Consider the following 12,448-nt stretch of genomic DNA (forward strand, 5'->3'; position numbering starts at 1 on the left):
AAAGATATATTTTTGAGCCCCTACTGTTTGTACAACAGCACCTATGCAATTTAAACTGAAGTTTTTTTTACCGGTACTTTTGCTGCTTTTTAGTGCGCCGGTATTTGCACAGGTATCCCCGGGCAGTTTAGGCGACCCGGTATTTACGTTCGATTTTGGGTCGGGAAATACGCCCCAGTTTCCCATAACATCTTATACTTATGTGGCAGGTTCATGCCCCGAGGATGGTAGTTACTCGCTGTCAAAAACCGAAACCGGGTGCCATGATGATACCTGGCATAGGGTGTTAAAAGACCACACCGGGAATGATGGTTATATGATGGTAGTGAATGCAGATACTGCAAAAGGGAAAGAATTTTTTAGTAAACAATCAACTATTGAAGGGACGAATGTTGGAGTCCTATGTGAAAATACTAAGTATGAATTTTCTGCTTATATCTTGAACCTGATCAAGGCTGGTCAAAATGGCTTTATAGAGCCAAGGATCTCTTTTATTTTTGAAACATTGGGTGGCGAGCGTATTGGTTTTCCTTATACTGTAGATGTACACGCAACGAGCGACCCCAATGGTTGGCTTAAATACGCCACCTATATTACTACACCGCACGGTGAGACCGCGGTTGTCGTAAAAATGGTTAATGATGCTCCGGGCGGCAACGGTAACGATCTTTTGCTGGATGATATAGCCTTTAGGCCGTACGGTCCAATTGTGCAGGCCGGGTTTGATGGTAAGGCAACTGCAACAGAGCAAAAAGCATGCGAGGGAGATATGGCAACAGACACAATAAAAGCTGATGTTGGGCCGGAATATACTGCACCTGCTTATCAATGGCAAAACAGCACTGATGATGGCTATACCTGGGCTAATATAACTAATGAGACAAATACAACACTTATTATACCACCTCATCCATCGCAACTAGGTAATTACCAATACCGTTTAGTGGTTGCTGAGGAAGGTAATATTAACTCTTTAAGCTGCCGCGTGTATTCTAATCCTGTTACCATAAAGGTAACTTCTTATCCAAACCCACCCGAATTTCCCCCGGTACCTGTTTGCGAGGGCGATGTACTAAGGCTACCGGCAACAGGTGGTGTTAGTTATAAATGGACACTGCCTGATAGTTCGGTAATTACCCAAAACCCGCTTATAATACCGTATGCAAGCATGGCTGATAAAGGCCTCTATAAGGTAGAGATAATATCCGCGGCAAATTGTTCAACCTTCCGGGATGTAACTGTTACGGTTAACCCCAAACCGGTTGTTACTATAGACCCGATCCAGCCCATTTGTAAAGGTAGCAGCGGTACCCGGTTAACGGCATCCGTAAATGAAGCGGGCCCGTATACCTACAGTTGGTTACCTGCTACAGGTTTATCAGATGCGAATGCATCCAACCCAATGGCCAGCCCCAATATTTCAACGCTTTATACCGTTATTGCAACCAATAGTATTACTACTTGCTCCGACACCACGCAAATACGGGTGGAGGTGCTTGATCTGCCGGTTGCAAATGCAGGTAATGATAAAAAGATCTTTGAAGGGCAATCCATAAAACTGGATGGCACCGCAACAGGGGATATTGCAACTTATACCTGGTCGCCGCCCGATTACCTGGACGATCCGCATTCGCCAACGCCCATGGCATCGCCACCGCATAATATGCCCTACCTGCTTACCGTAACATCAACCAATGGCTGCGGTACCGATGCAGATGGGGTATTTGTGAGGGTATACCAAAAGATTGTTATCCCCAGCACCTTCACCCCCAATAACGATGGGGTAAATGATATATGGAATATTGAAGCTTTAGAAACCTATCCGCTGGGCACTATAACAGTTTATACCCGCAATGGGAAACAGGTTTTTCAGAGCAAGGGTTACGGCAAACCCTGGGACGGAAAACTTAACGGGGCTTTGCTTCCAACGGGCACCTATTACTATGTTATCGATCTTAAAAATGATACCCCAAACCTATCGGGCTGGGTATTGCTGGTGCGGTAGCGTTTAAAACTTGATAAACTTATCCATCTGCTCGTTAGTATAACGCAGGGTATCTTCCTGGGTAAGGTTGCCTTCGTCATCCATTTCTTTACGGATAGACCCGATATGAAGTTTTAACGGCATAACATGCAGGTTAAGATAATGGCATACTCCTGTAAAATGGTCAATACCACGAATATTGCCATACTTGCCAGAGGATAGGCCAACCAGTGCCGCCTTCTTATCATAAAAGCTTTCGGGGAAGCTGCAGGCATCAACAAAAACCTTTAAAATGCCGGGGTAGCTACCGTTATACTCGGGTATAATAAACAGGAACTTATCGGTTGCCGTAATAATGTTTTGTATTGTTGTAAAGGCTTCGCTGCGTTTGCCATACAAGTCGGTCTCCGTTATATTTGGGGGTAATTGGGTCAATGATAGCAAACTGGTTTCCATACCCTTTGCGGCCAGCTGTTTTTTATAATATTCGGCAAGTTTTAAGGTTGAGCTTCCGGGGCGGTTAGTTGATGATATAATGGTGACCATTTTTATTTATTGATTTAGTGATTGATTGAATTATTGAATAATAAGATGGATCTTGGTTGATAGACAGCCTGTTACAATCAATAAATCTATAATTCAATAAATCAACAATTGCCCCCAACAATGTTTGTAAGTTGGCAAAACTGTTAATTTCTCAATTGTTTAAATCCGTATCTTTAGCGGCGGATAAAAAAACAGTACAAACATAGAAATTTCTATTCCTGTTTTTCGTTGTAATAAACCGCTTTATAAATTTTTTGTAAATACATAATGGGTAAAATTATTGCTTTAGCTAATCAAAAAGGTGGCGTTGGGAAAACAACATCATCAATAAACCTTGCCGCGAGTTTAGCAGTGCTTGAATACAGGACTTTACTGGTTGATGCCGACCCGCAGGCTAACTCAACTTCGGGGATAGGTTTTGATCCGCGCAATATCAAAAACAGCATTTACGAATGTATTATTAATGATATTGATCCGCATGATGCTATCCAGAAAACCGAAACACCAAACCTTGACCTTTTGCCCGCGCATATTGACCTGGTTGGTGCCGAAATAGAAATGATAAACCTAACTAACCGCGAGTTTAAAATGAAAGCGGTTTTAGAGAGCATACGTAACGAGTACGATTTCATCATTATAGATTGCTCTCCATCGTTAGGCTTGATCACAATTAATGCCCTAACCGCTGCAGATTCGGTTATTATACCCGTACAATGCGAATATTTCGCGTTAGAAGGTTTAGGCAAATTATTAAACACTATAAAAATTGTACAATCGCGCTTAAATACACAATTACAGATAGAAGGTATATTGCTTACCATGTATGATGTGCGTTTAAGGTTATCAAACCAAGTGGTAGATGAGGTGCGTACCCATTTCGAAGATATGGTGTTTGATACCATTATACAACGCAATACCCGCTTAAGCGAAGCACCAAGCTTTGGCGTATCAGTAATTATGCACGATGCAAACTGTAAAGGAGCCGTAAACTATTTAAACCTTGCCCGCGAGATCCTTCGCAAGAATGGTTTGGTTAATAACGAAGAACTGGCCACCACAGTAACAGCTTAACAAAAATGAGTACAGAAAAAAGAAACGCTCTTGGAAAAGGGTTAAGCGCCCTGTTAAACGATTCTCCGAACGTAAATCCCAATAAAAATAGCTATTCCAACCCATCTAACCCGGTATCAGAACTGGATAGTTTGGGATCGGTAAACGAGATAAAGATAAGCGAGATAGAGGTTAACCCTTTTCAGCCGCGTACCGAGTTTGATGAACAGGCCCTGGCCGATCTATCAGCCTCTATAAAGCTGCAGGGGTTGATACAGCCCATCACTGTAAGGCGGGTTAATTCGCATTCTTATCAGCTAATATCAGGCGAGCGCAGGCTGCGTGCATCAAAAATGGCAGGCCTTAAGCAGATACCTGCTTATGTACGTACCGCTAACGACCAGCAGATGCTGGAAATGGCGCTTATAGAGAATATACAGCGCGAAAACCTTAATGCCATTGAGGTTGCCCTAAGCTTTCAGCGAATGATTGATGAGTGCAGCTTAAAACAGGAAGAACTGGGCGATCGCGTAAGCAAGAACCGCTCTACCGTTACCAATTACCTGAGGCTGTTAAAATTGCCGCCAACCATACAGGCATCTATCCGCGATGGCGGTATTAGCATGGGCCACGCCAAGGCTTTGCTGGCTGTTGAAGACCCAACCGTTCAGCTTTATATCCATCAGCAGATCATCAAAAATGAGCTGTCGGTACGTAAGGTAGAGGAGATGGTTAGGGAGATACAAAAAGCACCTGTAAAGAAAGAAGGCAAGCAACCCGAAACGTTATCTTACCAGCTGCAAAAGGTTGAAGATGACCTGGCATCAAAGTTTAGCACAAAGGTTAAGCTTAAAGTTAACAGCCAGGGCAATGGATCAATAGAAATACCGTTCTTATCCGAAGATGATCTGGGCCGTATACTTGAAATGCTGGATTGGTAAAACATGTTCAAACAATTTTTAACTACTGTATTATTTTTAAGTTTCGCCCTTTTAGCAATGGGCCAGAATCCTGATACGCTGGCAAAAACCAAGGCGGATACAGCTGTTAAAAAAATTGATACTGTAAAAAAAACCTCCTTCGCGCCAAAAATTAAAAAGGAAAAAGTATATCATCCCGATAGTACCCACATACCAAGCCGTGCGGTAAAGCGATCGTTGATTTTGCCCGGCTGGGGGCAGGTGTATAACCATAAAATATGGAAAGTACCCCTTATTTATGCTGGTTTAGGCATGTTAGGTAACGCCGTTATTGTAAATTTAAAACAATACAAGATATTTTTAGCACTCGGCAAAATAACCAGAACAGGAGAGGTTCCCAGGGAGGGCGATCCCTTATACTCATCGTACATAAAGTATAAGAGGGAGTATGACCTGTATGTTGTAAATTACGGTGCATCAAACCCTGATCTTGAAAACGCGGCAAACGGCTATCAGCGTAACTTTCAGATAAGTATTTTAAGCATACTAGCCGTATGGGGTGTGCAGGCTATTGATGCCTATATCGATGCGAAGTTCATAAGCTCGTACACGGTAGATAATAACCTGTCTATGAAAGTTACCCCAACGCTAATGAACCAACCTATGTTTGCATCAAATTTTAACACTACATTTATTCCGGGTATAAAATTTACCTTTACGCTTTAAAATAAAAACAAAAGCATACAGCTAATAAACTTACGGATGAAAATTGCATTGTTAGGTTACGGAAAAATGGGTAAGATAATCGAAAAGATAGCCCATGACCGTAAACACGAAATTGTATTAAAAATAGATTATACTAACCTTGATCAACTTACCACCGAAAACCTGCAAAAGGCGGATGTAGCTATTGAGTTTAGTACACCGGCAACCGTTTTAGGTAATATAGAAAGCTGCTTTAAAGCGGGTGTACCTGTTGTGGTGGGTACTACCGGCTGGCACCACGAAATGTCGCAGATAAAAGAGCAATGCGAATTCAGTAAAAACTCCTTGATATATGCCACCAACTTTAGTGTTGGGGTAAATGTGTTTTTTCATGTAAACCGTATATTAGCCAAGCTAATGAACAATTATCCGTATTATGATGTGCAGGTAGAAGAGATTCATCATACCCAAAAAATGGATTCGCCAAGCGGTACCGCTATAACCATTGCCGAAGGGATACTGGATAATCTTGATGCTAAAAAGGACTGGGTTAATGTTTTAAGCGGCGATGCTGCTACTGATGATAATATCCAGGCCGATCAGTTACTGATAGAATCGCACCGGATCGATAGCGTACCGGGTACCCACACCGTTATATACGATTCTGAAATAGATACGATAGAGTTTAAACATACCGCCCATAATCGTAATGGCTTTGCCTTAGGGGCAGTATTGGCCGCTGAATGGATAAAGGATAAAAAAGGTTTTTATTCTGTTGAGGATATGTTTGATTTTAATAAATAGTAACCTAAATAATAGCACAGTGAACGTAGTAGAATTTGTAATTGCCTTTATAATATTAATTATTCTGCCTTATGTAGGCTTATATAAACTTTTTGAGAAAGCTGGGGTAGCAGGATGGAAAGCCCTTATTCCTATTTACAATATATATGTAATGATATTATTAAGCGGTCGGCCAAAATGGTGGATCTTATTAATGTTCATACCCGGAGTAGATGTTTTAGTGGGCATAGGAATTACCATCGACTTTATAAAATCATATGGTAAACTTAGTTTGCGCGAGCAGCTTGCCGGTGTAGTTTTGCAATTTATCTACCTGCCCAAATGGGGATTTGATAAAGAAACAAAATACCTGGGGCCATCGGCTACAGCTGAGTTTAAAAATAAATATCAAAAGAATTTTGTTAAATCTTCTTCAAGGGAGTGGACAGAAGCTATCATATTTGCAGTTGTTGCCGCTACGCTGATCCGTACACTTTTTATAGAAGCCTATACTATCCCAACACCATCAATGGAGCGGTCGCTTTTAGTGGGCGATTTTTTGTTTGTGAGTAAAGTAAATTATGGTGCCCGTACACCAATGACACCTATTGCTTTCCCGTTTGCGCATCATACCATGCCTATAATAGGGACTAAGGCTTATTGGGATGGTATTAAATTGCCGTTTTACCGTTTACCTGGTTTAAGCGAAGTTAAAAAAGGCGATGTGGTAGTATTTAACTACCCAATGGAAGCCGATTCACCATACTTTCGCCCGGTTGATAAACGCGAAAACTACATTAAACGCTGCCAGGGTACCCCCGGCGATACGTTAAGCCTTATAAATGCGCAGGTGTATGTGAATGGCAAAGCAGCGCCGAACCCTCCGGGAGAGCAAACAGATTACACCCTCACCACTAATGGCATGGATGTAAACCCACAGGTACTGGCAGATCTGAATGTATCAAACTACGATAATGTAGCATTCCCTACTATGACAAAGGATGCCGCTGCTAAATTAAAAAGCTACTCGAATGTTAAAGCTATAACGCCCAATTACAAACCAGCCGGCATCGCCGATCCACTTAACCCGGTGTTCCCGGCGGCGTATCCAAAATATAAATTAAACCAGTTAAATAAAGATCCTGATTGGAACGTAGATAACTACGGCCCTATTATTATCCCTAAAAAAGGATGGACAATTAAATTAGATAGCTTAACCATGCCATTGTATGGCCGTGCCATTGAAGTTTACGAAGGCAATAAATTGCAAATTGAGAATGGTAAAGTGCTGATAAACGGCAAGGAAGCTACTACCTACACCTTTAAAATGAATTACTATTGGATGATGGGTGATAACCGCCACGACTCGTTAGATTCGCGCTACTGGGGTTTTGTACCCGAAGACCACATAGTAGGTAAAGCCCTGTTTGTATGGATGAGCTGGGATGATACCGCATCATTCTTCAGCAAAATTCGTTGGAGCAGATTATTTATGGGGATACACTAATTCTCCCTGCTAAAATATTTGAAAGCCCTGTTTGAACGAACGGGGCCTTTTTGTTACCCGCCATGTCATTTCGAGCGAGCGGCGGGTGGGGAGAGCGGGGGCGCGACGAGAAATCTTTTACATCATGCTATCAACTCATCGCTTGTAAAAGATTTCTCGTCGCGCCATTTCACAGGCCTGCCCCTCTGCTCGCTCGAAATGACATAGCGTAGAGCTGTATACTTACTCCCCAATAAACTTCAACCCCACAATACTTCTTGCATCATCAATCATTTTGATCATCTGCCTCGACATTTCATGGGTGATGATGGAGCTTTCAACTTCACCGGCTTTCATCAGCTCTACAAAATGTTCTATCTCGTAATTTAATCCGCCTGTTGTAAACGGTTCATCAATTTCAACAATGCGGCCATCAAGATAACTGATGGTTGCTTTTGCCGGGTTCCACCAGTTTTTATGGATAGTGACATGGCCTATGGTACCGCATATCAAAGCATCGCCTTTGCCATGCAGATCGAACCCGCCATATAATTGCGCATAACCGCCCGCGTGCCGGGTTTGGAATATGCTGAACATATCTATCTCCATCCCGCTAAAGCGGCCCATAGCTTGCACCTCTTCAGTTTTACCAAGCCAATCAACAGCCAGGAAGGCTTCATAAATACCTATGCCCATTAATGCGCCACCGGCCAGCTTGTAACTAAAATTGGGATGGTCGCGACTGATATCAGCCACCGATGAACCCGCCCTAACGTAGCCCACCGGGCCAATAGGATCTTGCTGTAAATATTCTTTTAGTTTTTTATATAGTGGATAAAAGGGCGGCTTCATCCCTTCCATAAATAATAGGCCGCTTGCTTTGGCCACGGACAATACTTCTTCCAGTTGGGGCAGGTTTAGTGTAGCTGGTTTTTCGCATAAAACATGCTTGCCGGCTTTTAAAGCTTTAATGCTGTAGTCGGCATGGGTGTTAGGTAGGGTAGCTATGTAAACAGCGTCTATATCGCTTGCCAGGAGCTCTTCCGCGCTGCTACGAGGCTTGCCACCGTATTGGGCAACAAAGGCATCCACCGTTTCCGGTCTGCGCGAATACGAGGCTGAAAGCGCGTTATCGCGCAGGGCATTTAATCCCTGCATAAAACGGTGTGCAATACGCCCGCAGCCAATAATTCCCCATTTAGTCATGCTCTTAAAAAATTAAAATTCAAAATTAAAAAAGCCTTAAGCTGAAACAACTTAAGGCTTGTATTTTATGTGTAACCCCTAATTATTGGTATTGAATATAAATAGGGTATGGGCTGTATCTTGATAATACCTCTGCCGGTAATAGCATATGGTGAGGTGCTTTCTTAATATCGTTTTTGTAAAATAATTTAAACCCTGTAAACTGTACCGGCTCCTGGTTTATGAAATAGCGGTAAGTACCGGTTTTAAGGTCAGGCTCACCCCATCCGTCCATATCCATTACTACCTGTACCTCTGGGCGCAGTTTAATGTTTTTATAGTTGGTTACCATTTTACGGGTAAAGCGGTGTACCACTAAAATTTTTGGAGGCAGGCCATTCTTTTTAACAATGTTGGCTAAGTAACCGGTAACATAGTTTATGTCGGCAGCATCATAAGTGCCTATTTTTTTACCCGGTTTGCTACCATCTTTCATAGAAAATTCAGGATCCATACCAAAGTGTACCTGTGGCATTTTTAAGTATTTTTCAAATAAAGGCAATTCGGCCTGTATGTTACTTAATGCTACCTGCACGTCTAAGAAAACAATTGCATGTGCCTTTTTAGCTAACACCAATATGCTGTCTATCTGTTTAAACGGCATACGGTAACGGTATTTACCATCTTTACCACCATCGCCCTGGGCAACTACTGCAATGTAATGTAATGCAGGCTGTACAGGTGTTTTAGGATCGGCTTTTTCCCATGCTTTTACTTCGCCTTTTAATTTGGCAAGCATCTCGTTCGGCGGCAATTCGCCAAGGATACCCATCTTTTTAGAATACAGGTTACCGTAGAAAGATACCACACGTTTAAATGGTAAAATAGCGCCACCCAATGGGTAAGGCTGATTTTTTACCGGCCATCTGCCGCTGGTATCAGAGTGCGCGTTAAATTTCAGTAACGAATCATAAAGGGCTTTATCGGTTGGTGGATAAGTTGATTTTACAACGCTTAAAGTGTCGGCTTCTTCGCCTTTAGCTTTTGCAGAGGTGTCGCCGGCTTTTTTATTAGCCACTTTACTGCCATCGCTTTGGCTGCATGCCGAGAATAATACTAACGAGCTGAACGCGAACAGTGCAGAAAATAATACGCTTTTTAATTTCATAGGGATCGATGGGGTATTTGAGTGTGTGCCGGCGTCGCACCGGCTTTTAATATTTGGTTAAATATAATGCTTGTTAATATAAGTTTGGTATTTGATTAGCTTTTATTTTTGTAAAATTTTCCAAACACGCCCAATGGTAACTTGGAGCCTGCTGTGGCCTGCAGGTAAAGTTCGCCTATCTCCAGGTTCTCTACTTTAGGGTATGCATTTTTGATCAGGTTCTCGATAATTACTGATGAAAAACCAAGCGAGTAAGTATTTAATATCAGGAAATGTTCTTCGGGATCAAGCAATTGCATTACATCGCTCATCATCTCGTTAATGTTATCTTCCAGTTTCCATTTCTCGCCATTTGGGCCGTTGCCATAGGCAGGAGGGTCAAGTATTATGCCGTTGTAAGTTTTACCACGCTTAACCTCGCGCTTAACAAACTTAAGGGCATCCTCTACCATCCACCTAATATCTTTTAAGCCAGATAATTCCTGGTTTTCGTTTGCCCAGGTAACCACCTGTTTAATTGAATCTACGTGTGTAGTATCGGCACCCGCTGCCCGGGCAATTAACGATGCACCGCCGGTGTAGGCGAACAGGTTAAGCACCTTTGGCGTAGGTGTTTTAAATTTTTTGATGTTGTCTGATATATAATCCCAGTTAACAGCCTGCTCGGGGAAAATGCCCAAATGCTTAAACGAGGTTAACCCCAAACGGAATTTAATGGCTACGTCATTGTTTTTGTATTCAACGTGCCAGCGGTCGGGTGTTTTTGGGTCTTTCTTTACCCAGTCGCCCGCGGTTGCGCTGCGGCCTTTAAACTTAATATGGTGCAGGCGCTGCCATTCGGCGGGACTTAATGCTTTGCTCCACACAGCCTGTGGCTCGGGGCGTATCAGTATGGTATTGCCAAACCTTTCCAGTTTTTCAAAGTCGCCGCAATCAATCAGCTCGTAATCTTTCCAGTGGGTTGGGGTGAGGAGTTGGATCATTTTTTATCAGTTGGCAGTTTACAGTTGGCAGTTATCAGTAATGCCGGTATAAAACTATTTTCCGCAAATATAAGTATTATCAATTTAGGGGTGCCAACTGCAAACTAAACACTGCGAACTATAACTTTTCCTTCGCTGCCTGCATAAACTTGCTGGCAAACACAAAATCGTTTAGTTCTTTATTATCGGAATGGGCTATGTCTTTGTTAGAGCCTTCCCACCATTTTTGGCCTTGATGCAAAAATATGATGTTGTCGCCAATTCCCATTACCGAGTTCATATCGTGAGTAACAATAACGGTTGTCATCTCGTATTCGGCAGTAAGCTCGTTGATCAGGTCGTCAATCAGGATAGAAGTTTTTGGATCGAGGCCGGAGTTGGGTTCATCCACAAACAAAAATTTAGGCTGCATGGATAAGGCGCGGGCAATACCCACACGTTTTTTCATACCGCCCGATAGTTCTGCGGGGTAAAGTTTGTTCTTATCTTTCAGGTTCACACGTTCCAAACAAAAATTAGCGCGTTCCTGTTTCTCTGCTTTTGATTGGGTGGTGAACAGGTTTAGCGGGAACATAATGTTCTCTTCAACCGTCATAGAATCAAACAGGGCCGAGTTTTGGAAAAGCATACCAATTTGCGTACGGATGGGTACACGCTCGGTAAAGTCCATATCGGTAAAATTTTGATCCTCAAAAAATACCTGGCCTTTAGTAGGCTCGTGCAGGCCTACAATACACTTAAGTAAGGTAGTTTTACCCGAGCCCGAGCCGCCTATAATGAGGTTGTTTTTACCTGTTTGAAAAGTAGCAGTAATGCCTTTAAGCACTTCGTTATCACCAAAAGTTTTATAAATGTCTTTAATCTCGATCATAGCATTAAACTGGTGATCATAAGGTCAGCAAATAAGATCCACACGCAGCTGTAAACTACACCCGCCGTTGCCGACTGGCCAACTTCAAGCGCGCCACCTTTTGTATAAAACCCCTGGTAAGAACATATGGAAGCGATGATAAAGCCAAAAACAAAAGCTTTCACCAATGCTACTCTGACGGTAAGGCCATCAAAGCCTTCATTTACACCCATTAAGTAGTCTGCAGGTGTAATGTCGCCGGTTATTATACAGGCAATATAACCACCTGTAATACCCAGGCATATGGAGATAATTACCAGCATAGGTATCATGGTTATACTGGCAATAATTTTTGGCGATATCAAATATCCCGGCGCGTTAACACCCATAATTTCAAGGGCGTCAATTTGCTCAGTTACCCGCATAGTGCCAATATTTGATGCGAAGTTTGAACCTACCCGCCCTGCCAGTACCAGCGATGATATGGTTGGGCTAAACTCTAATATGTTAGAGTCGCGGGATATACTGCCTGCAATACTACGGGGTACCAACGGGCTTGATAGCTGAAAAGCTACCTGAATAGTTGTTGCTGCGCCAATAAACACCGATATGATACTGATAATACCCAGCGAGCCTATCCCCACAGATACCATTTCACGCATCACCTCGTTCCAGTAAACACTGAACTTTTCGGGCTTTTTAAAACTTAAACGCAGTAAGAATATATATCTTCCTAAGCTTTGAAACATTTGTAATTGTGAAAATTCGGTTAAAAATACATTTTTTAA

The 12,448-nt window shown here is 42.4% G+C and carries 12 protein-coding genes; 6 read left to right on the forward strand and 6 right to left on the reverse strand.

Annotated elements, in window-relative coordinates; all coding sequences use genetic code 11:
• Window positions 1-43 precede the first annotated feature (43 nt).
• Entirely contained in the window at window positions 44-2,005 is a 1,962-nt protein-coding gene (locus NPE20_RS19380; RefSeq protein WP_256540354.1) for a T9SS type B sorting domain-containing protein, read from the forward strand.
• A 3-nt stretch (window positions 2,006-2,008) separates the two neighbouring features.
• Here the strand turns inward: NPE20_RS19380 and NPE20_RS19385 are convergent, their stop codons facing one another.
• Window positions 2,009-2,530: an NADPH-dependent FMN reductase gene (locus tag NPE20_RS19385; protein ID WP_256540355.1), complete on the reverse strand. Its 522-nt coding sequence runs from the start codon at window positions 2,528-2,530 to the stop codon at window positions 2,009-2,011.
• 267 nt (window positions 2,531-2,797) lie between these two features.
• Between NPE20_RS19385 and NPE20_RS19390 the strand changes: the two genes are divergently transcribed.
• Genes NPE20_RS19390 through lepB form a run of 5 tightly spaced genes read left to right on the forward strand, consistent with a single transcriptional unit; the run spans window position 2,798 to window position 7,495 of the window.
• A complete protein-coding gene (locus NPE20_RS19390; RefSeq protein ID WP_256540356.1) occupies window positions 2,798-3,601 on the forward strand; it encodes a ParA family protein in 804 nt (267 codons plus the stop codon).
• Between the two features lie 5 nt (window positions 3,602-3,606).
• Window positions 3,607-4,521, forward strand: a complete 915-nt coding sequence (locus NPE20_RS19395) for a ParB/RepB/Spo0J family partition protein (RefSeq protein ID WP_256540357.1) — start codon at window positions 3,607-3,609, stop codon at window positions 4,519-4,521.
• Between the two features lie 3 nt (window positions 4,522-4,524).
• Window positions 4,525-5,226, forward strand: a complete 702-nt coding sequence (locus tag NPE20_RS19400) for a DUF5683 domain-containing protein (protein ID WP_256540358.1) — start codon at window positions 4,525-4,527, stop codon at window positions 5,224-5,226.
• A 36-nt stretch (window positions 5,227-5,262) separates the two neighbouring features.
• Window positions 5,263-6,009: a 4-hydroxy-tetrahydrodipicolinate reductase gene (gene dapB, locus NPE20_RS19405; protein ID WP_256540359.1), complete on the forward strand. Its 747-nt coding sequence runs from the start codon at window positions 5,263-5,265 to the stop codon at window positions 6,007-6,009.
• A gap of 19 nt (window positions 6,010-6,028) precedes the next feature.
• Window positions 6,029-7,495 carry a signal peptidase I gene (gene lepB / locus NPE20_RS19410; RefSeq protein ID WP_256540360.1) on the forward strand — a complete coding sequence of 489 codons (1,467 nt, stop codon included), beginning with the start codon at window positions 6,029-6,031 and terminating at the stop codon, window positions 7,493-7,495.
• 222 nt (window positions 7,496-7,717) lie between these two features.
• Here lepB and NPE20_RS19415 read toward each other — a convergent pair whose 3' ends face one another.
• The 5 genes from NPE20_RS19415 to NPE20_RS19435 all read right to left on the reverse strand — a co-directional run bounded on the left by NPE20_RS19415 (window position 7,718) and on the right by NPE20_RS19435 (window position 12,409).
• The gene (locus tag NPE20_RS19415; protein WP_256540361.1) at window positions 7,718-8,680 is read right to left on the reverse strand and encodes a Gfo/Idh/MocA family protein; all 963 of its coding nucleotides are present in this window, start codon (window positions 8,678-8,680) and stop codon (window positions 7,718-7,720) included.
• 82 nt (window positions 8,681-8,762) lie between these two features.
• Complete coding sequence (locus tag NPE20_RS19420) at window positions 8,763-9,827, reverse strand: ubiquitin family protein (RefSeq protein ID WP_256540362.1); 1,065 nt, start codon at window positions 9,825-9,827, stop codon at window positions 8,763-8,765.
• A 95-nt stretch (window positions 9,828-9,922) separates the two neighbouring features.
• Entirely contained in the window at window positions 9,923-10,810 is an 888-nt protein-coding gene (locus NPE20_RS19425) for a class I SAM-dependent methyltransferase (RefSeq protein ID WP_256540363.1), read from the reverse strand.
• A 118-nt stretch (window positions 10,811-10,928) separates the two neighbouring features.
• Window positions 10,929-11,681: an ABC transporter ATP-binding protein gene (locus tag NPE20_RS19430; protein ID WP_256540364.1), complete on the reverse strand. Its 753-nt coding sequence runs from the start codon at window positions 11,679-11,681 to the stop codon at window positions 10,929-10,931.
• A complete protein-coding gene (locus NPE20_RS19435; RefSeq protein WP_256540365.1) occupies window positions 11,678-12,409 on the reverse strand; it encodes an MlaE family ABC transporter permease in 732 nt (243 codons plus the stop codon). The genes NPE20_RS19430 and NPE20_RS19435 overlap by 4 nt, the downstream gene beginning before the upstream one ends.
• Between the last annotated feature and the right edge of the window lie 39 nt (window positions 12,410-12,448).

This window comes from Mucilaginibacter aquariorum, assembly GCF_024498135.1.
Lineage (GTDB): Bacteria > Bacteroidota > Bacteroidia > Sphingobacteriales > Sphingobacteriaceae > Mucilaginibacter > Mucilaginibacter aquariorum.

Excerpts from the sequence above, each read along its gene's own strand:
- NPE20_RS19400 (WP_256540358.1), top strand. The coding sequence starts at position 4,525 with ATGTTCAAACAATTTTTAACTACTGTATTATTTTTAAGTTTCGCCCTT.
- NPE20_RS19380 (WP_256540354.1), top strand. The coding sequence starts at position 44 with ATGCAATTTAAACTGAAGTTTTTTTTACCGGTACTTTTGCTGCTTTTT.
- NPE20_RS19425 (WP_256540363.1), bottom strand. The coding sequence starts at position 10,810 with ATGATCCAACTCCTCACCCCAACCCACTGGAAAGATTACGAGCTGATT.
- NPE20_RS19420 (WP_256540362.1), bottom strand. The coding sequence starts at position 9,827 with ATGAAATTAAAAAGCGTATTATTTTCTGCACTGTTCGCGTTCAGCTCG.
- dapB (WP_256540359.1), top strand. The coding sequence starts at position 5,263 with ATGAAAATTGCATTGTTAGGTTACGGAAAAATGGGTAAGATAATCGAA.
- NPE20_RS19395 (WP_256540357.1), top strand. The coding sequence starts at position 3,607 with ATGAGTACAGAAAAAAGAAACGCTCTTGGAAAAGGGTTAAGCGCCCTG.
- NPE20_RS19435 (WP_256540365.1), bottom strand. The coding sequence starts at position 12,409 with ATGTTTCAAAGCTTAGGAAGATATATATTCTTACTGCGTTTAAGTTTT.
- NPE20_RS19390 (WP_256540356.1), top strand. The coding sequence starts at position 2,798 with ATGGGTAAAATTATTGCTTTAGCTAATCAAAAAGGTGGCGTTGGGAAA.
- NPE20_RS19385 (WP_256540355.1), bottom strand. The coding sequence starts at position 2,530 with ATGGTCACCATTATATCATCAACTAACCGCCCCGGAAGCTCAACCTTA.
- NPE20_RS19415 (WP_256540361.1), bottom strand. The coding sequence starts at position 8,680 with ATGACTAAATGGGGAATTATTGGCTGCGGGCGTATTGCACACCGTTTT.
- NPE20_RS19430 (WP_256540364.1), bottom strand. The coding sequence starts at position 11,681 with ATGATCGAGATTAAAGACATTTATAAAACTTTTGGTGATAACGAAGTG.